Consider the following 24,073-nt stretch of genomic DNA (forward strand, 5'->3'; position numbering starts at 1 on the left):
GCCCAGTCAGGCGGCGCTGGTGTGGCCCCAGGTCTTGTCGAGGACCCGCATCCAGTTGCCGTGACAGAGTTTCGTTATCAGCTCCGCATCATAGCCCCGCGCCTGCATGGCGCTACGCAGATGCGGCAGACCGGCGATCGTGCTGATCTTGGCCGGAACAGTGGCGCCGTCAAAGTCAGACCCAAGCCCGACCCGATCTTCGCCCAGCTGTTCCATCAGATAGTCAAGTTGTTTGACCATCTGGTCAATAGGTGTGTTTTCATCCATCCGCCCGTCTTCGCGCAGAAAGGCCACGGCGAAATTGAGGCCCACCATACCGTCGCTATCGCGGATCGCGTGCAATTGACGGTCAGTCAGGTTGCGGCTGTGCGGGCTGATGGCATGGGCATTGGAATGGGTGGCGACCAGTGGAGCGTCGCTGTGTTTTGCGACGTCCCAGAACCCAGCCTCGTTCAGGTGAGAAAGATCAACCAGGACCCGCAAGTCATTGCATTTCTTGATCAAGCGGATGCCGTCCGCCGTCAGTCCCGGCCCGGTGTCCCCGGTTGACGGGTATCGGAACGGCACGCCGTGGCCAAAGATGGTTTCCCGGCTCCACACCGGCCCAAGCGAGCGGAGGCCAGCGGCATAAAGAACGTCCAGCATGTGGAAATCGGGGTCGATGGCCTCGGCGCCTTCCATATGCATCACGGCGGCCAGCTTGCCTTCTGCCATGGCAGCGCGGATCTCATCGGTGCTGCGGCAGATGGCCAGCGCGCCTTCCCGCTCAAGCTTGATCAGGATGGAGGCCTGCGACAGGGCAACCCGGCTGGCTGCGGGCCAATCGACCATTTCTGGCAGGGGCAGATCATAGGCGGGTTTGTCCATCTCGGTTTCATCCAGAGATGTGTTCTCGTTTGGAACATAGATGGCAAAGAGACCGCCGCCAAAACCGCCCGCGCGTGCCTTTTCCATATCAATCTGGTTTCCGCCGTTGCCCAGAAACCCATCGGGACCGGCGGAGACTGCTCCGCTATGAATGCGCAGCAGAAGATCGTTGTGGCCGTCAAAGATGAGGGGGGCAGTCATGAAGGGTCCTTCGGCTCAGAGAATATCGGTGAATATTGGATTCAATAACCGGCAGCCTTCCGTCACACGTCGCAAATGTCCAGAGGAAAAGCCGACCGCGACGGCTTTGGGTCATCTCTCAGATATCTTTGAGACCATAATCAGCAAAGGCCTCCATGACCTTGGCCATTTCATCGCCGTTCAGAATATGGGGCTGTCCAACCGACAGGCTGGTGACATAGCCCTTGGCCAGTGTTTCCAGCTCCACCATGCGCCACAGCGCCCGGTTTAAGGTGTCGGCGATGACAACCGCACCATGATTGGCCATTAGGCAGGCTGCCCGATTTTTCAGCGATTTCAGAACATTGTCAGACAGATCTGCAGTGCCGAACAGGGCGTAGTCTGCCACCGGAACCGTATCACCACCAAAGGCGCCGATCATGTAGTGGCAGGCCGGGATCTCGGTCCGGTTCATTGCCAGCGCGGTGCAATTGACCGGATGCGCGTGGACTACCGCGTGAACGGCAGGCTTGTCGCGCAGGATATCCCGGTGGAACCGCCATTCAGAAGAGGGCTTCATCTGGCCGGGCGCCGGGGCGCCGTCGTCCAGCGGCATGGCAACGATCATCTCCGGCGTCATTCGGGCGTAATCCACGCCCGAAGGGGTGATCAGCATCTGGTCCCCAACCCGCACCGAGATATTGCCCGAAGTGCCCTGATTGATCTGCTGGCGCTCCATCGACAGGCAGGCGTCGATGATCTCCTGCCGCAGCTCGGGCGTGTCGGCGTAGGAACCCGCGCTCATGCCGGATCGCCAGAGGCTGCAAACTCCGGGAATAGCCCGGCCAGCCCCTCGGCGCTGGCATCGCAGACACCGCGTTCGGTGATCAGCCCGGTGACCAGACGGCTGGGGGTCACGTCAAAGGCGGGGTTGCCGACGCCGCTGCCTTTCGGCGTGACCTCAACCGTACCGATCATGCCATCCGGCAGGGCGCCCTGAACATGGCTGATTTCGCGGCCTGCGCGTTCCTCGATCGGGATCTCACGCACGCCGTCGGAAACCGTCCAGTCGATGGTCGGCGAGGGTAGCGCGACGTAAAAGGGCACACCGTTGTCGCGGGCGGCCAGCGCCTTTAGATAGGTGCCGATCTTGTTGCAGACATCGCCGTTGCGGGTGGTGCGGTCGGTGCCGGTGATCACCATGTCCACCTGTCCGTGCTGCATCAGATGGCCGCCGGCATTGTCGGTGATATAGCTGTGGGAGATACCGTGGCTGCCGAGCTCCCATGCGGTCAGCGCGCCCTGGTTGCGGGGCCGGGTTTCATCGACCCAGACATGGATATCCAGACCGGCATCATGGGCTTGATACATAGGGCTGGTGGCGGTGCCCCAATCCACCGTCGCAATCCAGCCGGCGTTGCAATGGGTCAGCAGGCGGACAGGCTCTCCGGTGGGTTTCTTCGCGGCGATCTTTTTAATGATTTCAAGACCGTGCTGGCCGATCCTGCGGTTGATCTCGACATCCTCGTCGGCAATGTCATGGGCGAGTTGCAGGGCCGCCGCGGCGCGATCTGGCTCTGCCAGTGGACGCAGGGCTTTGCGGCAGCGGTCCAGCGCCCAGCGCAGGTTGATGGCTGTAGGGCGGGTTGCGTTCAGCGCCTCCCAGGCTGCGTCCAGATTGGCATCCGAAGGGTCCAGCCGCGCGGCCAGCGCCATGCCATAGGCCGCGGTGGCGCCGATCAGCGGCGCGCCGCGTACATGCATGCCGGTGATTGCCTCGCAGTACTCTGCCAGAGTCTCAAGCTGTTCGATCCGGAAATCATAGGGCAGCCAGCGCTGGTCGATGATCTGCAAAGCCTGCGCATTCTCTTCCCACCACAGGGACCGGTACGGGGTTCCGTTAACCTTCACGAGAGCCTCTTTCTGCCAGGACGGCTGGATTGGTGCGTTGGAACTTTTTTCGCGGAAATTTCTGACCCTTGCAAGAGCGCGCCTATGGAGCCGCTCAACTGTGCCGGAAGTGGAAACCTGACGCAGGAAGAGGTCTTGCATTTCGGTGCGGCATTCTGCCACAGTTATGCGAATCCGGGTGGGTCTGGCTGAGAGCGGGGAAAATCCAACGCAGGGCGTCACATATGCGGGAAGATCGGTTTTTCAACCCTTTCGCCAAACGGCAGAGTTGACAGGCGCCGATGCGCGCCGGAAGCTGAGCTTTATCTATTGCATATGCAGACTTTAGCAAAACAGTTGGGCGTTCCTGCCTGCTGAGCCAGACTGTTCAGTCTCCGGATTTTGATTGAGAGCTGACAGTCGCACAGTGGTGTAGAGTGTCACCAAGAATGAAAAAGGGAGTATAGAAACGATGAAACACGCAAAACTGTCCATCGGTGCGCTTGTGACCGCGGCCTTCATGGCTCCGGCAGCGCAGGCGCAGGAATTTATCACCATCGGCACCGGGGGTGTGACCGGCGTTTATTACCCAACGGGCGGCGCGATCTGCCGTCTGGTCAACAAGAACCGCAAGGAGCACGGATTCAAATGCGCCGTCGAATCCACCGGCGGTTCGGTCTACAACATCAACACCATCCGCGAAGGTGAGCTGCAGTTCGGCGTTGCCCAGTCCGACTGGCAGTACCATGCCTATAATGGCACCTCCAAATTCGAAGAGCAGGGCGCCTTTGAAGGTCTGCGCGCGGTATTCTCGGTCCACCCGGAGCCTTTTACCGTTGTGGCGCGTGCCGATGCAGGCATCACCAACTTTGACGATCTGAAAGGCAAGCGGGTCAACATCGGCAACCCGGGTTCCGGTCAGCGCGGCACCATGGAAGTTCTGATGGAAGCCAAGGGTTGGGGCATGGAGGATTTTGCTCTGGCGACCGAACTGAAGGCGGCCGAGCAATCCGCTGCCCTGTGCGACAACCAGATCGACGCGATGGTTTACACCGTGGGTCACCCCTCTGGCTCGATCCAGGAAGCCACCACCGCTTGTGACTCGGTTCTGGTCACCGTGGACGGTGAAGCCGTCGACAAACTGGTTGCCGACAACTCCTTCTATCGTACTGCGACGATCCCGGGCGGCATGTACCGTGGGTCTGACGAAGACACCAAGACATTCGGTGTGGGCGCGACCTTCGTGACCTCGACCGACGTGTCCGAAGACGCGGTCTATGCGGTTGTGAAATCGGTCTTTGAAAACTTCGACGCCTTCAAGAAACTGCACCCTGCTTTTGCCAACCTGAAGCCGGAAGAGATGATCAAGGACGGCCTGTCGGCGCCGCTGCATGATGGCGCTGCCAAATACTACAAGGAAATGGGCTGGATCGAGTAAGATCGGCCAATAACCAACAGGCGGGGCGCATTGGCGCCCCGCTTTGCGCCTGCCGGGCCTCTCATCGGTGATGGCGCCAATCACAATAGCCGGATCCCATATCAGGGCGTCCGCAGGGGAGATTATCCATGACATCCGATGCTCAAGGAAATCGACCGCTTAGCGAGGAAGAACTGCAGGAACTGGTCGCGTCCTCGGACGCCGGTGCGCGCAACCCCATTGGGGCTGTGGGCCTGTCTCTTGCACTTGTCGCCGTAAGCTGGTCGCTGTTTCAGGTCATTCTGGCCTCACCGCTTTCGAACTATCTGCTTCCGGGCGCCGTCAATAACAATTCACGGCTGATCCACTTGGCCTTCGCCCTGATGCTGGGGTTCATGGCTTATCCCGCCATGAGCCGGGAAAGCCGCAATCTGGTTGGCTTCTGGCTGGGACACCTTGGAACACTGCTGGGCATTGGTGCCTTTGGCGTGGCGGTGCTGTTGGCCATCGCGCCGGGTATGTCGGTGTCGGTGGCGGTTGTCGTGTCGGCTCTGGTGGCGCTGGTGCTGGTGCTGCCGACCTATCTGAACGGATCGGGTATGGCGACGCGGCTGGAAAGCATGGTCAGCGCGCTTGGCATTTTCGCGGCGGTGGCACTACTGACCTATTGCGCGGTGGCGATCCTTGGGCAGTATCTTTTTGACGGTTGGAGCGGTTCTCTGGCGCTCTTTTCCATCGTGGTGGCGCTGATTGTAGCGGCCGTTATGGTTCTGGCCTACCTGCGGGAATGGGCCAATCCCGAGCCAGGTTTCGTGCCGGTGCAGGACTGGGTTCTTGCCGCTGCGGGCGTTTATGTGGCGGTCTATGGCTTCCTCAACTACCAGAAGATCGTCGACAGCGGCGGTCTGGCCGATGATGTCGACAAATTCTTTGCGCTGGCTGGGTTGATCATCCTGTTCGAAGCCGCGCGTCGCGCCCTGGGGCCCGCGATGGCGATCATCGCCACGATCTTCCTCGCCTATGTTTTTTTCGGTTCCTCTGACGTGGTGCCCGAAGTGATCCGCTGGAAAGGCGCCAGCCTGAAAAAGGCGATGAGCCATATGTGGATCACCTCCGAAGGGGTCTTTGGCATCGCGCTTGGCGTTTCCACCAAATTCGTCTTTCTCTTCGTGCTGTTCGGGGCGCTGCTTGATAAGGCGGGCGCCGGGAATTACTTTATCAAAATGGCCTTTGGCGCCCTTGGCCACCTGCGCGGTGGCCCGGCCAAGGCGGCTGTTGTCGGCTCGGCAGCGACAGGTCTGATCTCAGGCTCTTCCATCGCCAACGTTGTGACCACGGGCACCTTCACCATCCCCTTGATGAAACGGGTGGGCTTTACCAATGAACAGGCTGGCTCGGTCGAGGTCGCCTCATCGGTCAACGGTCAGATCATGCCGCCGGTGATGGGGGCTGCGGCCTTCCTTATGGTGGAATACGTAGGGATTTCCTACGTCGAGGTCATCACCCATGCCTTCCTGCCGGCTGCAATTTCCTATGTCGCGCTGGTCTATATCGTGCATCTGGAGGCGGTGAAGCGGAACATGCCGACGCTGGGCAACCGGGTGGTCTCCATGGGCCGCACAATCGGAGGTATGGCGGCGTTTTTCGCGGGTTTCGCGGCGCTGTGTTACGGCGTGCAATATCCCGTCGGTTGGGTGATTTCGCTGATGCCCGAAGCCTCTGGCACAGTCTTGTCGCTGCTGGTGGTTGCGGCCTATGTGGCGTTGCTGAAGCTCGCCGCCGGGGTCGAGGATTTGGTGCCGGACGATCCCAATGCCGAGGATGTGGAACTGCCGGATGTGGGCAAGATCTACAAGGCGGGGCTGCATTATCTCCTGCCGATCATCGTGCTGGTCTATTTCCTGATGATCGAACAGAAATCGCCCGGCCTGTCGGCCTTCTGGGCGACGGCACTGCTGTTTGTGATCCTGCTGACGCAGAAACCGCTCAAGGCCCTGTTCCGGGGACAGTCCAACCTTGCCTTCAACTTCATGGATGGGGTGAGCGATCTGTGGCACGGCATGATCGACGGTGCTCGCAATATGATCGGGATCGCCCTGGCAACCGCGACAGCGGGTGTGATCGTGGGCACCGTGACGCTGACGGGCGTGGGGCAGGTGATGTCCGAACTGGTGGAGTTCCTGTCTGGTGGAAACCTGATCCTTATGCTGATCATGGTCGGCCTTCTGTCGCTTGTCCTTGGCATGGGGCTGCCGACCACGGCGAACTATATCGTCGTGAGCTCGCTGATGGCGGGTGTCGTGGTAGAGCTTGGCGCGCAATCGGGGCTGATCGTGCCGCTGATCGCGGTGCATCTTTTCGTCTTCTACTTCGGTATTATGGCCGATGTGACACCGCCTGTGGGCCTTGCCAGCTTTGCTGCTGCGGCAGTCTCCGGCGGCGATGCAATCCGCACAGGTTTCGTTGCCTTCTTCTACTCTCTGCGCACCGTGGCGCTGCCCTTTGTCTTCATCTTCAATACCGATCTGCTGTTGATCGATGTGACATGGGCTCAAGGCATATTGGTGGCCATATCGGCGACCATCGCGATCCTGGTCTTTACCGCCGGGACGATGGGGTATTTCCTGACCCGCAGCCGCATCTACGAAAGCGTGCTTTTGGTTCTTGTGGCCTTTGCCCTGTTCCGTCCGGATTTCTTCATGAACCGGATCATGCCGCCCTTTGCCAAGGCGGCCCCGAGCGAACTGGTCGAGGTGCTCTCGGATTCTGAAGCGGGGCAGGAGTTGCGCCTGCGCATCGAAGGTCCCGATTTTGACACTGGCGGCGCGGCCTCAACGACTCTGGTCATCCCCTCGGATGGCTCCGGCGATGGTCTGGCCATGGCCGAGGCAATCGGTCTGGTGCTGTTGCCTGAAGACGGGCTGATGAAACTGGACGCGCCTGGTTTCGGCACCCCGGCAGAAGAGGTCCTTGGCAGCTTTGATTTCTATGGCGATGACCCGGTGCAGGTCACTGAGATCAAGGCGCCGCAGGATCAACTGCCCAAGGAGCTGATCTTTATCCCCGCATTGCTGCTGCTGGCATTGGTGGCCATGATGCAGCGCGGTCGCGCCAGCAAGGAAGGAGTACCGGCATGAGCAAATCCGTTCTATGTGCGCTTGAACTGAGCGATGCGGCGCTGGACCGCAAGGTGCTGGAACAGGCGGCGCGGCTTGCTGCGCTGGATGAGGCTCAGCTGGATGTGGTGAACGTCCTGCCGGATTTCGGCGAAAGCTGGGTTTCCGGCTTCTTCGAAGAGCATCATCACGACAAGGCGGTCAAGGACACCACTGCGCATCTACGGGACCTCTGCGAGGAAGTGCTGGGCGCGGAGCGGAACGCCAAGGCGCGCCACGTGGTGGCCACCGGCACCGCCTATCAGGAAATCCTGCAAGTGGCGGCAAAGGCGGGAACCGATCTGATCGTGATCGGCGCGCATAAGCCCGACCTCAAGGATTACCTGCTTGGCCCCAACGCCGCGCGTGTGATCCGGCACAGCGATTGTTCGGTCTACGTGGTTCGGTAGGTCTGCGGTCTAAAGCTGAGTACGACAGATCAGAGGCGCCCGCTTGTGGCGCCTCGTTTCACGCCTGACAGCTACTCACCAGGCTCATAACCGGTCATCTCCAGATACCCGCGCCCGTTGTGGCTGCCGCTGACCCGAACAGGCCCCTCCCAATAGGGAAAGGCGGTGCCCATCCAGCTTTGCGGGTTCAACGCCTCGACGGTTACTGACAGCTCCTGTTCGGGCAGCGATACCTGCCAGCGAGTGGGAACGGAGCGGCCCGCGACGCTGCTGTAGTCCAGCGGCTGCGCTGAGAAGGCGCCATCGGGCAGGGCGCGGGCGCTGCCATCGGCCGCAATCCATGTGCCCGACGTGAAATCGCCGCCCGCGCCGCGCAGAACGAACCCCATCAGTTTTTCACCGCTGTCGAAGGACAGGGAGAACCAATCCCAGCCGGTCTGATCCTCATCGAGTGGCTGACTGGACCATTCCCGGTCAAGCCAACCGTGGCCGGTGACGGCCACCGGGCCGGAGGGGAGTATCAACTGCCCCTCGATGCGGTAGCCGGGCTGCGAGTAGTAATGGCTCGCCTGTCCGCTGGCGGATTTGACCGAGTATCCATTCGCGCCATGCAGGACCAGCGGCGTGTCGGTCAAGAGATGGAGATCATAGGAAAACTCCTTTCCGCTGGCGCGGAGGCTCAACTGGTCGATGCCGACGCCGGTCCCTCGCATATGCCAATCGTCGATCCAGGCGTTGAACGGATCTGCAGTGACCCCGGCCTGTCCGATACCGCCGCGCGCCAGACGCTCGGCAAAGTAATGCTGCCGTTCGGAGGTGAGGCCTGCATGCCCCATCCAGATCCGCGGGCTGTCCCAGCCCGGTTGCTCTCCGGGGGCCAGTGCAGAGCGGAATAGGGTCCACTGAATGCCGTAGTCTTGTCCGTCCGCACCTTGAAGGTTAGCAGTCAAGTACCACCATTCAATGCGAAAATCAGGGTGGGGACCATGGTCGCGCGTAAAGCTGAGCACGGTGCCCGGTTCGGGGATGGCAAATCCTTCAGCCTCGGTGCCCAGGCCCGCGTAACCCTGCGCCCGCAACAACATGGGCGCAAGGGTCAGGCCGAGCGTCAGGAGAACGGCAGCAAGGATCGGCAGCGGCTTATCGTTCATTGGCAAAGACCTTCAGCAGGTGGGATGGCGACAGGCGGCTCAGCTTGCGCGCGGGGATCAGGGCAGCCAGGGCGGCGGCCAGCAACGCCAGCAGGAACAGGCGCAGCCAGTCGAGTGGGAACAGATACATCGGCAATTGCCAGCCAAAGGCCGCGACATTGATCACATCCAGCAGCGCCCAGGCCAGCGTCAGCCCCAGGGGTAGCGCCAGACAGGCAGTCAGGCCCGCCAGCAGCAGGCTACGCAAGATGTCGATCCGGGCCAGCCGTGCGCGCGTCACCCCCATGGCCCAGACCGGTGCCAGTTGCGGCAGCCGCTGCCCCCAGAGGGTTAGAAGGCTGGTCAGCATGGCAAAGCTGGCGACCCCCAGCGTCAGCAGGTTGAGCGCCTCTGTGACGACGAAAGTCCGGTCAAAGATCGCCAATGACCGTGCCTTGATCGTGGCTTGGTCTCTTATGTTTTCCGGCTTGATATCAAACCTCTGCCGGACAGAGCTGATAAAATTTGCGCTGCGTTCCGGGGGGATGCGGACGCCAAATTGCCGGTTCGGGATATCGGGCGCGCGGTGCAGCAAATCAGGCAGGGCGACGATGGCCTGGCCGTTTGGATTGCCGTAATCGGAATAGATCCCGGCGATGGTCGGGTTCCAGTCCGGCGCAAGGGTAAGCGTGTCGCCGGGCGCATACTCGTGGCGCCGGGCCAGCTGTTCGTTGATCAGAATGCCCTGACCCTCGGTCACCTGATTCCAGACGCCGGGCAGCGCCCGCAGGATCGGCCAGTTGTCCCGGTAAGTCGGATCGTCGACAACACCATAGATCCGCAGCGGTGCCTCTCGGTGCCGGATCTCGTGCCAGCGGATCGGCAGCGGGCGGACGTCGGGCTGTGTTTCAGCCCATGCCGCAAAATCAGTGCCCTGCTGGTCGCTGTTCAGCGTGATATAGAACTCTGCCGCCAGCCGCTGATCCAGCCAGCCTGTAAAGGTGAGGCGAAAGCTGGAAGTCATTGTTCCAACGCCGATATTCGTCGCCAGCGCCAGCAGAAGCGCCATCAGCGCCAGCGACAGGCCGGGCAGTTGCGCGCGGCTGTCGGCCCAGACCCATTCGGCGAGCGGACCCCGTGCACTGCGGGCCCCAAGGCGCAGCAGCAGCGACAGCGCCTGCGGCAGCAGCAGCGCCGCGCCCAGCATCAGCCCGCCCAGAAAGGCAAAGCCCGCCACCAGTCCGTCAAACATCCATAGCGTGACGCATCCCCCGGCGATCAGTATCACGCCAGCAAGAGCGGTCATCCTGAAGGACCGGGCGGTCTGCTGTCCCCGGGCGGAGGTCGCCGGGGCCGCCAGCACCGGCATGGCCCAGAGGCTGAACAGCGCCCGCGCGCCTGCCAGTGCGGTCCCCGCGAGGGCCATGCCAAGGCCGGACAGAACCCATACCGGGCGCAGGGTCAGGCTGCCTTCGACCGAGGCACCGTATAGTCCGGACAGCGTCGCGCTAACATCTGGCAGCAGCGCTGCCGCAACGCTATAACCTATGATCAGGCCAAGGCCACCAGCGCCCAGTGCAATGAGCGCAAGTTCTGCCACCAGTAAACCAGCAAGGGTGCGCAGCGGCACCCCGAGGCTGCGCAGGGTGCGGAACAGGCCGCGGCGATGCTCCAGCCCCAGCCCAATGCTGCCCTGCACGATGAACAGCCCGACGGCGAAAGACAACAGACCAAAGGCAGTGAGGTTGAGGTGAAAACTGTCTGTGAGCCGGGCCGTAGCTGAACCTGCCGTCTGTGCGCTGATCCGGGTGAGCGCCGGCGCCAGTTGCTCTGGCGGCGGCAGGTCACTGGATTGTTCTGGAAGGATCACCAGCCGATCTAGGGTATCCGGGCGCTGGAGAAGTCGGCTCGCCAGGCTGATATCGGCAATGGCAGTGCCGCGGGGAACATTCAGTGAAACCACAATGGGTGGCGTACGCTCGACCGGTGGAAGAGACGCGGCGGTATCCGGGTGCAGGAACAACTGGCCGGGGGGTAGCAGCGACAGTGAGATATCGGATGCCTCATCCTCTTCGCCTGTTTCTTCGGACAACAGTGCGACAGGCGGCGGGTTCAGGAGATCAATCCCCATAAGATCAATTGATTGCGTGCCCAGCTTGATGCGCCCCTCCAGAACCGGAGCCAGCCGCCAACCGGCGCGGCGTAGGGCCACATAGGTATTAAGCGGGATCACGCCATCACCGGCCACCAGCTGATCGGCCTGCGCTTGTCCCAGTTGGCTGGCGGCGCGGGCATAGCTGGCGCGGGCCTCGGCGTTGATGGCCTGCACCGCTGACCAGAGACCCGTGGAGAGCGCCAGCCCGGCGACGATGGCGAGCAGTTGGAAAGGATGGCGCCGCCAATGGGACAGCAGCGTCAGAAAGGCGGCAGCGATCATGCGATCTGCCCCTGTTTCAGATGCAGCCGCCGGTCCAGCTGGTTGGCGATACTGTCCGAATGGGTCACGAGAAACAGCGCCGCGCCACTGTCGCGCAGCAGCTCTAGCATCAGGGCCATCACCGCCTCGCTCGCGGTTTCATCAAGGTTTCCGGTCGGCTCATCCGCCAGCAGCAGCGCCGGACGCAGGGCCATGGCGCGGCCGATGGCGACCCGTTGCTGTTGTCCGCCGGATAGCTGGTCAGGATAGCGGTCCAGTAAGTTCGATAGGCCCAGCCGGTCGATCAAGCGATCTTCCCAGGAGCGGTCCCGGCGGCGGCCCAGCCGTGCGTGCAGGCTGAGGTTGCTACCAACGCTGAGGGATGGGATCAGGTTGAATTGCTGGAACACGATAGAGACCTGCCGCTGGCGTAGGGCGGCGCGCCCGGCCTCGTTCAGCCCGGACAGGGGCGTGCCTGCGATGGTGATCTCTCCGCTGTCGAAACTGTCCAGAGCCGCAGCCAGATGGAGCAGGGTGCTTTTCCCCGATCCGCTGTCCCCGGTCAGGGCCAGGCTGGATCCGGCCTCAAGCGTCAGCGAGACCCCCTGCAATACGGGCGTCACACCTTGGCCTGAGGAATAACTCTTGCTCACGTCGGTAATCTTGAGAACCATAGTGGTTTGTCATCCTGTCGGCGCTGGGGCGTTGGTTGAGACTGGGAAACATTTAGGGGCGTTTTGCGCGCGGAACAGGGCGGCCTGCTGGGATCGCGGCGTCAGTTCGTGACTTTGGAAACGGGGTCGGGCTCTCACAGCACGGGCGCCAGCAACCGGGCCACGGGGGCGAAAAGGCGGACGGACCAGTGCTGCGCCGCCAGTGGCCGATCCAAACTGCGCGCGCGGGTGAAATCATCCTCCAGCATCGCGGCGACAGATTCCGCCGCGCCGGTATCAAAGAACAGCGCCATGGTTTCGAAATTCAGCCGGAAAGAGCGGTTGTCCATATTGGTTGTACCGACGGCGGCGACGGTATCATCGACGACAAAGGTCTTTTGATGCATGAAACCGCCGGAATACTGCAGGACCTGAACACCGACCTTTTGCAGGTCATCGAAATAGGCGAATGAGGCCAACCATGGCAGGTAGTGGTCGACAATGCCTGGCAACAGTATGCGAACATCCACGCCGCGCAGCGCTGCGTGTTTGAGGGCGGCCACCACATCAAGGTCGGGCACGAAATAGGGCGAAGCGATCCAGACCCGGCTGCGGGCGGCAGAGATGGCCGAAAAGAACATCATTGATCCGTTTTCGGTGGTATCCCCGGGCCCTGTCGGGACGATCAGGGCGGATCGGTTTTCCGGCGACGGCTCCGGCTCCCATGTGAGCAGGTCCAGAATCGGCTCATCCGTCAGCCAATGCCAGTCCTGCGCATAGGTCAGCTGCAGCTGTTGCACCACCGGGCCGGTCAGCTCCACATGGGTGTCGCGCCAGTCACCAAAGGCCTTGGTGTGGCTGATATATTCATCGCCGACGTTCAGCCCACCGGTAAAGCCGACACGGCCATCAGCCACCACGGTTTTGCGGTGGTTGCGAAAGTTCAGCATGAAGCGGTGCTTGGGGCCCCTTTGGGTGCCGCGATCCACCAGATTGACGCCAGCCTGTTGCAGCTCGGCAAGATAGGAGGTGGGCAGGCCGTGGCTACCGATCCGGTCGGCCATGAACCAGACAGCAACGCCGCGCTGTCTGGCGGCGATGATGTGCCTCTTTAGGCGGCGTCCCAAATCATCGTCGCGCACGATGTAGAACTGGATCAAGAGGTAGTCGCGCGCCTCATCTATGGCGCGAAACATACTGGCAAACCCGGCTTTTCCGTCAATCAGCAGGCGGAAGCCGTTGCCGGTACAGACCTGCAGGCCAGAGACCGCTTCGAACGGTGCAGGGTCCACGGGAATCTTCGCAGGGCTATGTGCGCCACGCAACTCGGTCATTGGCTGCATGTCCCGCACGGCGCGATGGGCGTCCTGGCGGGCGGCGCGGTAGCGTTCGAACCGGTGATGGCCAAAGATCATATAGGCGGGCAGGGCGATCAGGGGCGAGGCCAGCAGGAACACCACCCAGCCGATGGCGCCCTGCGGTGTGCGGGCGGTGCGGGCAGCGTTCAGCGCGCCCAGAACCGCAAGCCCCCACATCAGGAGGACGCCACCCGTGCTGATCGCGACCCAGAACGTCACCTGGCCTGTCCCATTATTCGGTTCCTTTCCAATGGAGTATGGCCGGGGCCTGCGCTGATTGCCAGTGGGCAGTCGCGGGGCGAGGACCGCAGGCTCTTGGGTGACCGGGAGGCCACAGGTCACACCAGAGGTGAAAACCAACCCTGTCAGGCTGGCGATTCTGCCGAGGCTGTGGAACGATTTGCAGTATGAACCTGTTTGCTGCCCTTTCCCCTTGGCTGCGCGCGTTGGCCCGCGCTGCCGCCGCATTCAACCGCAAGAACGGATGGGTGATGAGCAGTCATATCGCCATGTCGATGATGCTGGCGCTGTTTCCCTTTGTCCTGTTCACCGTCGCCCTTTCGGGGGCCGCCGCGAGCCTTTTGTCACAGGATGTCGCGATCGAGGATCTGGTGGACCTCGTCTTTGGCGGCTGGCCCGAGGAGGTTTCTAAGCCGATCCTGAACGAACTCTTTGCGGTTTTGGAGACCTCCAGCACGCAACTGGCGACGCTGGGCGGGGTTCTGGCGCTCTATTTCGCCTCCAACGGTGTCAACGCGGTGCGGGTGGCCGTGGTCAATGCCTATGGCGACAACGATCCCCGGCCTTTCTGGAAGGCGCGCCTGATCTGCGCCGGGCTGGTGGTGCTGGGCGGCGCGGGCATCCTTGTGGCGGCTCTCTTCGAGGTCGTTTTGCCGCTTTATGTCCGCTATATCGCCGATCTGCTGCCCTATCAGCTGGTCGGGCCGGGATGGGAGCGGGGATTCAGTGGCGTGTTGTTGTTTCTGTTGCCACTGGTCGCGGTGCTGCTGTGCCATATACTGCTGCCCGGGCAGCAGCACCGGGTATCGCAGATCCTGCCGGGGGCGGTGTTGACGGTGGTGCTGTGGTGGGCGGCGGGGATTGGTTTTGCGATCTATGTCGGTTCTTTCGCGCAGTATTCGGCCACCTATGCGGGGCTAGCGGGAGCCATGGCGGCGATGATCTTTCTTTATGTGAATGCCGCGATCCTGATTTTTGGCGCCGAGTTCAACGGTGCGTTGATGCGGCTGGACCGGCCTGGCGCCGAGGCAGCAGAGGCGTCCGGCGACAGCTACGTCGAATAGTATGCACCAGCGGTTCTTGGAAAATTCGGAGGTGGAAGCCTTATTGTTTCCGGTTTTGCAACAAAAAGGCAGGTTTGCCACAATTTGGCCATCGGCTGGGCGAAATACGCGGGTAGGCAAGATTCAGCCGACGCAAGAATAAGGACCGCCGCGATGCTGAAACGCCTTCAAGATCTGTTCAAGAGCCCGATGCCCGACATGGCACCGACGCCGCGTGCCCAGATGATTTTCCGCCAGTGCGAAGACGAAGGCCCAGATGCGCGTTTGCTACGCGAGCTGGCCACCCTGTCCCTGCAGACAACGCAGCAGCCGTTGCATTAAAAAGCGGCCTGATCGACCCGCCGGGGCGCTTAACCCCGGAAGCCCGTGGCAATCACGAACTTTTCGGAACTGTCCGACCGCGATGCGGGCGGTTTGACATTGGCGACCTTGGTGAACTTCTGTTTCAAAAGTTTCTGCAGGTCGCCCTCGGCACCGCCAGCCAGAACCTTGGCCACGAAGGTACCGCCCTGTTCCAGCACATCAAATGAGAAATAGGCAGCTGCCTCGCAAAGGGCCATGATCTTCAGGTGGTCGGTCTGCTTGTGGCCGGAACTGGCAGCGGCCATATCCGACATCACCACATCGGCCATGCCACCCAGCCATTCCTTGACCTGATCGTCGGCGCCCTCATCCATGAAATCCAGTTGGTGGAATTCGGCTCCGGCCAGCGGTTCGACCTCCTGCAGGTCGACGCCGATGATGCGGCCGATGGATTTGCCTTGCTTTTCGCCCAGCGCATTGATGCGTTTGACCGCGACCTGCGCCCAGCCCCCAGGCGCGCAGCCAAGATCAACGACCCGGGCCCCCGGTACGAGGAAGCGGAACTTGTCGTCCAGCTCCATGATCTTGTAGGCGGCCCGGCCGCGATAGCCTTCGGCCTGGGCGCGGCGCACATAGGGGTCGTTCAGTTGACGCTGCAACCAGCGGGTCGAAGAAAGCTTGCGCCCGCGAGCGGTCTTTACCTTGACCTTGAGGTCACGCTGGCCGCGGCCGGAAGTGTTCTTGCCGGTCGGGCTCTTGCCGGAAGGGGTCTTTGCCATCTCTTTGTACCATCTTTGCCGATGTCGGTCTTTGCCAGTATAGGCTCGCTTTCCGCGGTCCATGACAGATCGGACGCGAAAACTCAAATGCCGAGCGTTCGGTTTGCGTTATTAAAAGGGTCCGTCTTCCAGAACACCGTCCGCGCTCATCTGTGCATATAGCAGACCTTCTCGCAGGCCCCGGTCCGCGACCGACAAACGGTCGGTGGGCCAGCAGCGCAGGAGAGCCTGCAGGATCGCGGCGCCAGACATGATCAGAGCCTGACGGTCCTCGCCGATACGTGGGTCACTGCGGCGTCCCTGCGGGCCGAGATCCAGATAACCGCGGATCACCTTGTCGATCTGATCACTGGTCATGCGCAGCCCGTCGACCTTGGTGCGGTCATAGCGTTTCAGCCCCAAATGGGAGGCGGCGACGGTCGTCACCGTGCCCGAGGTGCCGACGATCTGGAAACCTTCGCGGGCCTGCTCATCCTTATAGGGGGCGAAATCAGCGAGGTGTTCTTCGAAGAACCAGCTCATCAAGGCAAAACGGGCGGCATCGTCGTCGACGTCGTTGAACTGATCGCGCAGTGTCGCCACCCCAAGGGGGACAGAAATCCAATCCACCACCTTGGCGGCGGGGAAGGGGCTTTCTGGTGGATGAAACCCGGCATGCAGGCGCATGATGGCAGACGGCCGGTCGCGGCGCGGGACCGAGGAAATGTCGATCCAGACTAGTTCGGTCGAGCCGCCGCCAATATCCACCACCAAAAGCTGTTCCGTCTTGGTCGAAACCAGCGGCGCGCAGGAGATCACCGCCAGACGCGCTTCTTCCTCGGGCTGGATGATTTCAAGCGTCAGACCGGTTTCCCGTTTGACCTGCCGGATGAAATCGCGCGCGTTCTTGGCGCGGCGGCACGCCTCGGTGGTGACGAGCCGCATCCGACGCACTTTGTTCCGCTTGAGCTTTTGCTGACAGATGCGCAGCGCCTGAATGGTGCGCGACATCGACGAACGAGACAGGCGCCCAGTTCGTTCAAGGCCGGTCCCCAGCTGGACCGACTTGGAAAAGCTGTCCACCACGTGAAAGCCACTGCCATTGGGCTGGGCGATCAGCATGCGACAACTGTTTGTGCCAAGATCCAATGCCGCATAAAGCGCATCCGGATCCGGACGGGCTGGTACAGGGGTTTCAACCGCCTTGGGAAACGCGCCCGCACCTTTGGAACGCCTGGGCGCCATGATTCACGCCCTCCGATTATCGTGTTAGTTTCAGGATATGTTCACAAAGAAGTATGTGCAAGGGCGGCGGCGCCCGGATCGACGCTTTCCTTGTACCGGTTAACGGCGCTGCACCGGCCCTTGTTTCGGCGTTCAGCCTGTGTTGCCAGGGGCTTGTGCAGGGTCTTGGCGACAACCTCATAAGCTTGATGAGAATTATGAGGATGCCCCTCTGTGGCCATGCGGGCCCGGAGAATGTATTCAGAGCCAGAGCAAAAGGTCGCTCAAACCCCAAGTGTTGTCGAAAACCGGCACCCGCGTTTCAGGATCGCATTCTAGAAACGCAGCAGAACAGACGCAAAGCAAAGGACCCGACATGCCTGACGTCACCATCGTATACTGGCGCGATATCCCGGCTCAGGTCATCGTGGGCAAGGGCCGCCGCGGCGCCAAACGCCAGCTCGAAGAACGGTTCGAGCAGGCCATTGACCGCGCAGCGATGAAGGTGAACGCCAAGGATGCGGACGCCTATCTCGCTGAATGGCGCAAGGCGGCTCCCTTTGCGGCGGAGGGCGATCCGGCAGAGATCGCCGAAGCCGAAGCGGTACGTCTGGAAGGAGAGTTCGATCAGGAGCGTCTGAAAGCCCTGATCGCGAATGACGGATGGGCGTGAGCCTGACACCACTATGGGAGGCCGTGATGGCTTTGTTGAACTTCAAGAAACGCGAGGCCACCAGCCCGCAGCCCGTCAACCCGCAGGTCGAAGCCTTCCTTGACGGATATTCGATCGAGGTGATGCCGCGCACCGCGACCAAGGTCGAGGATTTCCGCGACCTGCTGCCCGCAGGCACCCGCGTCTATATCGCCCATATCGAAGGCACGCCCATCGAAGACATGGTCGAGACCGCCAAGCGTCTGAATGCCGAAGGCTTTCCCGTCATGCCGCACTTCCCGGCGCGGATCATCAAGGACGAGGCGACCCTGGCGGACTGGATCGCGCGCTATCAGGGCGAGGCTGACGTCAAGCAGGCGCTGCTTCTGGCCGGTGGTGTGGCGCAGCCGCACGGTGCCTTCGACAGCTCGATGCAGCTCCTGGAAACCGGACTGTTCGACAAGGCGGGTTTCTCCAACCTGCACGTCGCGGGCCACCCCGAAGGCAACAAGGACATCGATCCGGACGGTTCCTCGAAGAACGTGATGGAAGCGGTTCTGTGGAAACAGAAATTCTCGGAGCGCACCGATGCCAAGATGGCGCTGGCCACCCAGTTCGCCTTTGAGGCAAAGCCGATCATCGAATGGGCTGACGGTCTGAAAGAGGCCGGTGTCGACCTGCCGATCCACATCGGTATCGCCGGTCCGGCCAAGCTGCAGACGCTGATCAAATTCGCCATCGCCTGCGGTGTGGGCCCGTCGCTGAAGGTGCTGCAGAAACGCGCAATGGACGTGTCCAAGCTGCTGCTGCCCTATGAGCCGACCGATGTCGTTGCCGAGCTTGCAGCCCACAAGGCCGCGAACCCGGACTTCAACATTACCAACGTACACTTCTTCCCGCTGGGCGGCATCAAGACCAACGCCACCTGGGCCATCAACAACGGCGGCGCCTCGGCGCAGCCGGTCAACTCCCAAGGATAAGACATGACCCGTACTGTCGTAGAATCAAAAACAAAAACCGCTGTCCTGGGCTTTGATGAGCCGTTCTGCGTGATCGGCGAACGGATCAACCCGACAGGCCGTAAGAAACTGGCAGCAGAGCTGGAAGCGGGCGATTTCTCCACCGTTGAGAAAGACGCACTGGCACAGGTGGCAGCCGGGGCCAATATCCTCGATATCAACGCGGGCGTAGTCTATAATTCTAACCCCAACCCGAACGAGACCGAGCCGCCGCTGATGACCAAGATCATCGAGTTGGTGCAGGGTCTGGTCGATGTGCCGCTGTGCATCGACAGCTCGGTCCCCGAGGCGCTTGAGGCCGGTCTGGCCGCCGCGCAGGGTCGCCCGCTGCTGAACTCGGTCACCGGTGAGGAAGAGCGCCTGGAGTTGGTTCTGCCGCTGGTCAAGAAATACAACGTGCCGGTGGTTGCGATCTCCAACGACGACACCGGGATCTCGGAAGATCCCGACGTGCGTTTCGCCGTGGCCAAGAAGATCGTCGAACGCGCTGCCGATTTCGGTATCCCCGCGCATGACATCGTGGTCGACCCGCTGGTAATGCCGATCGGCGCCATGGCGACCGCCGGGCATCAGGTCTTTACCCTGGTGCGTCGCCTGCGCGAAGAACTGGGTGTGAACACCACCTGCGGTGCGTCGAACATCTCCTTTGGTCTGCCGAACCGTCACGGCATCAACAACGCCTTCCTGCCGATGGCAATGGGCGCGGGCATGACCTCTGCGATCATGAACCCGGTGGCGCTGCCGGTGACGCAAAAGGCGATTGCCGAGAAGAAGGAACAGGTAACTGCCGCTGGTATCATCCTGCCCGAAGGCATGGACGATGAGACCTTCGTCACCCTGTTCGGTCTCGGCTCGACCAAGCCGCGCGCGGGCAAGGAGATGGAAGCGATCCGCGCTGCCAACCTCTTGACCAACAATGATCCGCACGGCGGTGCTTGGATTGCCGCCAACAAGGCACCGGCAAAGGCTGGCGAAGAAGGCCGTGGCCGCGGTGGCCGCACCGGTGGCCGTCGCCGCCGCGCCTGAACCTGATAACAATATCGTGAGGGGAGGCCGGGATTTGTCCCGGCCTTTTCTTGTGTGCGGTCAGGGGGGCACCGTATTTCGACAAACGGAGCAGGGGCGACAGTGTCCTGTGCGTGTGTTTCCTGAGCCAAACGTTGCGGGTGCGGTCGGATTGCGCACAAACCTTTGGCAAAAGGTTATCTTCAGACTTCGTTAGCGGTGATCCATTTACAGATTACAACAGAGGAATGGTTGCCCATGGTCATTTGGGTGACGTGTCCGAGCTGCAAGGGAAGCAACGGGTGAAACGACTTCAGGTGACCGATTTCTATTCCATGCTGGATGCGATTGGCATGGCGGTGATCGTTTTGGAGGTCGGCGACGATGGGATCCCCCGATATGTCGCGATGAATTCGCGCGCCCGGGCTATTTCGAAACTTCCGGCAGAGGGTTGGTTTGGCAAAACTGCGATGGAAGTATTTGGCGGTTCCACCGGCGAGCGGGCTCTTGCCAAGCATATCGAAGTGGCGCGCGCTGCCGAAGAGGTAACCTATGAGATCAATCTCCCTGCGGTCCACAAGGAACGATACATCCGCACGACTATGAGCCCGGTCTTCGACGAGACAGGCAAGCTGACGCACCTTGTCGGCTCGTCAGCCGATGTCACGTCGGAACGTGAACGCGACGCGGCTTTGGAACTGGCCAAGATCGCAAAGCAGGAGGCGGAGGCGGCCAGCCAGGCCAAGGAACGGTTCTTGGCTGAGATGAGCCATGAGATCCGGACGCCGATGAATGGCATCCTTGGCATCTGCGAGTTGCTGCAAGACACCAGTCTGGACGAAGAGCAGTCCTTGCTTGCCAATACGATACTGAGTTCTACCAATGCATTGCTGAAGATCGTCAACGAAGTTCTGGATTTCTCGCAGATCATCGCGGACAAGATTTCACTGCACTATGGGCCCTTTTCATTGCGCGATCTTGTTGATGAAATCGTCACGCTTTTCTCGGCCAAGACCTCGTTCAAGGGGCTTGAGTTTCGCTTGGATTACCCTGATGCCGTGCCATCCGTTTTCGTGGGGGATGCCAGCAAGACTCGTCAGATCCTTTTGAACGTGATCGGAAACGCGATCAAATTTACCGACGAAGGCTATGTCTCGCTGGCGGTTTCCTATGATCCGGCCTCCGCAAGGGGGCCATTGCAATTCGTGGTTTCGGATACCGGCTGCGGGATCGAGGAAAGTAAGCTGCGTTCGATCTTTTCGGCCTACGAGCAAGCCGCCAGCTCGCCGCAGGCCCAGGCAGAGGGCACGGGGCTGGGCCTTGCAATCTCGCGGGCGCTGATCGAACGGATGGGGGGCGACATCACCGTCGACTCGGCGCCAGGACAGGGCGCGCGTTTCTCTCTTTGGCTGAACCTCGCGCCAGATACGGCTGATCCGCGGGGGGCAGAGACTGCGGGGAAGGCAGTCCTCAATCAGATCAACGTTGGTCTGGAACGGGATGCTGGGAGCGACACCGGTATCGCATCGGACCGGCTGCATGGGATGAAGATCCTTGTAGCCGAGGACAACAAGACCAACCAGATGGTCGTGGACAAGATGCTCCAGAAACTGGGGGCGCAGGTCCGTCTTGCGGAAAACGGTGCTGCCGCCGTCGAAAACTATCTGGGCGCGGACTACGACCTGATCCTCATGGATCTTTCCATGCCGGTCATGGGCGGGCTGGAGGCGGCGCGCAGGATCAGACAGCACGAGACAGAAACCGGCCGCGCCGAATGCCGGATCGTTGCGCTGACGGCGAATGCCCAGAAAAGCGACACAAGGGCCTGTTTCGAGGTCGGCATGAATGGTTTCCTGACCAAGCCGTTTCGCAGGGCCGAACTTCTGGCCTGTCTCGCTTCACTCGACTGAGGTCTGGTCGGGGCCTGTGGTGTCGGCTGTAGGGTACGTGATGGACGGCAGTCAAAGCGATCGCGTGTTTGGGACGGCCGCAACCTGGCTACATGATGTGATTCAATCCGATCCTCACGTGGGCCTTGGCCAGCAATCTTTGGGAAAGGGGGCGCAACGTGAAAAAACGTCCCGGTAACCACTACCGGGACGCCTGGCGTCAAGCCCCAGTGGGGCATAGTCTTGGGTGAGCGACTTAGCCGCGCCGACGCCTGCGTCTGCGCCCGCCGTCTGCCGCGCCATCGCCGCCGCCGGTGTTGAAGTTGACCTCTGGCAGGGTGACCACCGTTTCCAGGACCGGGAAGGGCTCGACCGAGTTCGGAATGGCCGAGGCATTGACGAAATGCTCCTGGAACCGGGGCTCGACTGCGGTTTCCACCTTTTCGATCTGGCGCACGGTTTCTTCGATTTCGCGGCGAGCCTCGGTGTTCAGAAGCGCAATCCGCGCCCCTGTGCCTGCGGCGTTGCCGGCGCTGGTGACCTTTTCCAGCGGGCAATCAGGGATCATGCCCAGAACCATCGCGTGTTTGGCCGAGATATGGGCGCCAAAGGCGCCGGCCAGCACCACGCGGTCCACGGTGTCGACGCCGAATTTGTCCATCAGCAACCGCGCGCCAGAGTAGAGTGCCGCCTTGGCCATCTGGATCGCCCGGATGTCCGGGTTGGTGACAGTAATCGTCGGACCGCCATCGGCAGATCCATCCCAGAGCACATAGGCGTTGGTGCGCCCGTCCTGAATACAGCGGCCGGAGCCGGTCTGTTCTGCCGAACCGATGAGACCAGAGGCATCAAGAACACCGGCAAGGCGCATTTCGGCAATCGCTTCGATAATGCCTGAGCCGCAGATGCCGGTAATGCCGGTGGTGGCAATCGCCTCGGCAAACCCGTCCTCATCCGACCAGAGCTCCGATCCGATGACGCGGAACCGCGGTTCCTTGGTTTCGGGATTGATCTCGACCCGCTCGATAGCGCCGGGCGCGGCGCGCTGACCGCTGGAGATCTGCGCGCCCTCGAAGGCTGGACCTGTGGGGGACGAGCAGGCGAGGACCTTTTCTGTATTGCCCAGCAGGATCTCCGCATTGGTGCCCACATCAACCACCAGCACCAGATCCTTGGATTTATCCGGTGCTTCGGACAGGGCCACGGCGGCAGCATCGGCGCCCACGTGGCCGGCGATGCAGGGCAGTAGGTAGACGCGTGCTGCGGGGTGGATGTTGAGATCCAGCTCGCTGGCACGCAGGGATAAGGCGTTCGAGGTCGCCAGGGCAAAGGGCGCCTGACCCAGTTCGAACGGATCAATACCAAGGAACAGGTGGTGCATCACCGGGTTGCAGACAAAGACTGCATCGACGATCAGTGTCTGATCAATCCCGGCCTCTGCCGAAATCTGAGTGAACAGCTGGGCCATGCCTTCGCGGACCGCGCGGGTCATCTCCTGATCGCCGCCCTTGTTCATCATTGCATAGCTGACCCGGCTCATCAGATCCTCACCAAAGCGGATCTGCGGGTTCATGATGCCGGAGGAGGCGACGACCTCGCCGGTTTTCAGATCGCACAGATGGGCCGCGATGGTGGTGGAGCCAAGGTCAACCGCCAGCCCATAAAGCGAGCCTTCGTAAAGGCCAGGCCAGATATGCATGATGCGCGGCGGCGTGTTGCTGTCGCCCAGATGCACCGCGACGGTGACCTTCCAGCCGCCCTTGCGCAGGACGGGCTGCATGGTTTGCAGGATTTGCAGATCGCACTGGACGTTCTCGATCTCCCACTGAACCCGCAGGGCCTCGGCCAGCCGCTCCAGATCGCCCGAGGGTTTGTGCATGTCGGGCTCTTCGACCTCGACGTAGAACAGGCGGGTCGACGGGTTCATCACGATGTCGCGCGCCTCGGCCCGTTTGCGGACCACCTGCCGGTGGACCTGGCTTTCGGGAGGAACGTCAATCACCACGTCGCCTTCGATCAGGGCCTGACAGCCAAGGCGACGGCCATCGATCAGGCCACGCTTGTCCTTGTAGCGCTGTTCAACCTTGTTCCATGGGCTCAGCGCGTCGTCCTGCACGGAGACGCCGAGTTTCGAGAATTCGCCATAGGAGGGGGTGATCTGACATTTCGAGCAGATGCCCCGGCCACCGCAGACGGAATCCAGATCGACCCCAAGCTGCCGCGCAGCTGTCAGAACCGGGGTTCCGGCGGGGAACCGGCCGCGTTTGCCGGAGGGGGTAAACACAACGAGAGGATCGTCAGCCATGCCTGTGCCTTTTCACTAGAATTCTGTGGCGGAGCATAAGTTCTTTTTGCCCAAGGGAAAGGCGGCCCGCGTCATTTTTGGGCCTGGTTCCGGCATTTTTCAAAAATGAGCATCTGAGATGCGCCTTGAGCCTGCCGT

19 protein-coding genes are annotated in these 24,073 nt (G+C 61.3%); 9 read left to right on the forward strand and 10 right to left on the reverse strand.

The window, feature by feature from the left end:
* Nucleotides 1–6 precede the first annotated feature (6 nt).
* The 3 genes from AC5SSZ_RS06435 to mtnA all read right to left on the reverse strand — a co-directional run bounded on the left by AC5SSZ_RS06435 (nt 7) and on the right by mtnA (nt 2,958).
* Nucleotides 7–1,068 carry a dipeptidase gene (locus tag AC5SSZ_RS06435; protein ID WP_495437646.1) on the reverse strand — a complete coding sequence of 354 codons (1,062 nt, stop codon included), beginning with the start codon at nt 1,066–1,068 and terminating at the stop codon, nt 7–9.
* Between the two features lie 118 nt (nt 1,069–1,186).
* A complete protein-coding gene (locus AC5SSZ_RS06440) occupies nt 1,187–1,852 on the reverse strand; it encodes a class II aldolase/adducin family protein (RefSeq protein WP_495437647.1) in 666 nt (221 codons plus the stop codon).
* Nucleotides 1,849–2,958, reverse strand: coding sequence for an S-methyl-5-thioribose-1-phosphate isomerase (gene mtnA / locus AC5SSZ_RS06445; protein WP_495437648.1), 1,110 nt, complete (start codon nt 2,956–2,958; stop codon nt 1,849–1,851). The genes AC5SSZ_RS06440 and mtnA overlap by 4 nt, the downstream gene beginning before the upstream one ends.
* Nucleotides 2,959–3,409: 451 nt before the next feature.
* On the opposite strand from mtnA, the gene AC5SSZ_RS06450 reads away from it, so the two are divergent.
* The 3 genes from AC5SSZ_RS06450 (at nt 3,410) to AC5SSZ_RS06460 (ending at nt 7,919) form a co-directional block, all read left to right on the forward strand.
* On the forward strand, nt 3,410–4,375 hold the full coding sequence (locus AC5SSZ_RS06450) for a TAXI family TRAP transporter solute-binding subunit (protein ID WP_065270355.1): 966 nt from the start codon (nt 3,410–3,412) through the stop codon (nt 4,373–4,375).
* Nucleotides 4,376–4,503: 128 nt separating this feature from the next.
* Entirely contained in the window at nt 4,504–7,491 is a 2,988-nt protein-coding gene (locus AC5SSZ_RS06455) for a TRAP transporter permease (protein WP_495437649.1), read from the forward strand.
* Nucleotides 7,488–7,919 carry a universal stress protein gene (locus tag AC5SSZ_RS06460; RefSeq protein WP_495437650.1) on the forward strand — a complete coding sequence of 144 codons (432 nt, stop codon included), beginning with the start codon at nt 7,488–7,490 and terminating at the stop codon, nt 7,917–7,919. Before AC5SSZ_RS06455 ends, AC5SSZ_RS06460 begins: the two co-directional genes overlap by 4 nt.
* A gap of 71 nt (nt 7,920–7,990) precedes the next feature.
* Here the strand turns inward: AC5SSZ_RS06460 and AC5SSZ_RS06465 are convergent, their stop codons facing one another.
* The 4 genes from AC5SSZ_RS06465 to cls all read right to left on the reverse strand — a co-directional run bounded on the left by AC5SSZ_RS06465 (nt 7,991) and on the right by cls (nt 13,695).
* The gene (locus AC5SSZ_RS06465; protein ID WP_495437651.1) at nt 7,991–9,070 is read right to left on the reverse strand and encodes a lipocalin-like domain-containing protein; all 1,080 of its coding nucleotides are present in this window, start codon (nt 9,068–9,070) and stop codon (nt 7,991–7,993) included.
* Nucleotides 9,060–11,486 (reverse strand): ABC transporter permease, encoded by a 2,427-nt coding sequence (locus AC5SSZ_RS06470; protein ID WP_495437652.1) that lies wholly within the window; start codon nt 11,484–11,486, stop codon nt 9,060–9,062. Before AC5SSZ_RS06470 ends, AC5SSZ_RS06465 begins: the two co-directional genes overlap by 11 nt.
* Nucleotides 11,483–12,139 (reverse strand): ABC transporter ATP-binding protein, encoded by a 657-nt coding sequence (locus AC5SSZ_RS06475; protein WP_495437653.1) that lies wholly within the window; start codon nt 12,137–12,139, stop codon nt 11,483–11,485. The genes AC5SSZ_RS06470 and AC5SSZ_RS06475 overlap by 4 nt, the downstream gene beginning before the upstream one ends.
* A 134-nt stretch (nt 12,140–12,273) precedes the next feature.
* Nucleotides 12,274–13,695: a cardiolipin synthase gene (cls, locus tag AC5SSZ_RS06480; protein ID WP_495437654.1), complete on the reverse strand. Its 1,422-nt coding sequence runs from the start codon at nt 13,693–13,695 to the stop codon at nt 12,274–12,276.
* 188 nt (nt 13,696–13,883) lie between these two features.
* On the opposite strand from cls, the gene AC5SSZ_RS06485 reads away from it, so the two are divergent.
* Both AC5SSZ_RS06485 and AC5SSZ_RS06490 read left to right on the forward strand, forming a co-directional pair.
* Complete coding sequence (locus tag AC5SSZ_RS06485; protein ID WP_495437655.1) at nt 13,884–14,780, forward strand: YihY/virulence factor BrkB family protein; 897 nt, start codon at nt 13,884–13,886, stop codon at nt 14,778–14,780.
* A gap of 153 nt (nt 14,781–14,933) precedes the next feature.
* Nucleotides 14,934–15,101, forward strand: a complete 168-nt coding sequence (locus tag AC5SSZ_RS06490; protein ID WP_274839152.1) for a hypothetical protein — start codon at nt 14,934–14,936, stop codon at nt 15,099–15,101.
* A gap of 29 nt (nt 15,102–15,130) precedes the next feature.
* Here the strand turns inward: AC5SSZ_RS06490 and AC5SSZ_RS06495 are convergent, their stop codons facing one another.
* Nucleotides 15,131–15,862, reverse strand: a complete 732-nt coding sequence (locus AC5SSZ_RS06495) for an RlmE family RNA methyltransferase (protein WP_274829278.1) — start codon at nt 15,860–15,862, stop codon at nt 15,131–15,133.
* Between the two features lie 111 nt (nt 15,863–15,973).
* The gene (locus AC5SSZ_RS06500) at nt 15,974–17,086 is read right to left on the reverse strand and encodes a Ppx/GppA phosphatase family protein (RefSeq protein WP_065270347.1); all 1,113 of its coding nucleotides are present in this window, start codon (nt 17,084–17,086) and stop codon (nt 15,974–15,976) included.
* A gap of 355 nt (nt 17,087–17,441) precedes the next feature.
* Between AC5SSZ_RS06500 and AC5SSZ_RS06505 the strand changes: the two genes are divergently transcribed.
* The 4 genes from AC5SSZ_RS06505 to AC5SSZ_RS06520 all read left to right on the forward strand — a co-directional run bounded on the left by AC5SSZ_RS06505 (nt 17,442) and on the right by AC5SSZ_RS06520 (nt 21,651).
* Nucleotides 17,442–17,738: a virulence factor gene (locus AC5SSZ_RS06505; protein ID WP_274829279.1), complete on the forward strand. Its 297-nt coding sequence runs from the start codon at nt 17,442–17,444 to the stop codon at nt 17,736–17,738.
* 26 nt (nt 17,739–17,764) lie between these two features.
* Complete coding sequence (locus tag AC5SSZ_RS06510; protein WP_065273465.1) at nt 17,765–18,697, forward strand: methylenetetrahydrofolate reductase; 933 nt, start codon at nt 17,765–17,767, stop codon at nt 18,695–18,697.
* A 3-nt stretch (nt 18,698–18,700) separates the two neighbouring features.
* Nucleotides 18,701–19,762, forward strand: a complete 1,062-nt coding sequence (locus AC5SSZ_RS06515) for a methyltetrahydrofolate cobalamin methyltransferase (protein WP_065270345.1) — start codon at nt 18,701–18,703, stop codon at nt 19,760–19,762.
* 281 nt (nt 19,763–20,043) lie between these two features.
* Nucleotides 20,044–21,651, forward strand: a complete 1,608-nt coding sequence (locus AC5SSZ_RS06520) for a PAS domain-containing sensor histidine kinase (protein WP_495437656.1) — start codon at nt 20,044–20,046, stop codon at nt 21,649–21,651.
* A gap of 235 nt (nt 21,652–21,886) precedes the next feature.
* On the opposite strand, the gene AC5SSZ_RS06525 is transcribed toward AC5SSZ_RS06520, so the two are convergent.
* Nucleotides 21,887–23,935, reverse strand: coding sequence for an ASKHA domain-containing protein (locus AC5SSZ_RS06525; RefSeq protein ID WP_495437657.1), 2,049 nt, complete (start codon nt 23,933–23,935; stop codon nt 21,887–21,889).
* Between the last annotated feature and the right edge of the window lie 138 nt (nt 23,936–24,073).

Source organism: Phaeobacter sp. CC-HEC084 (genome assembly GCF_059429255.1).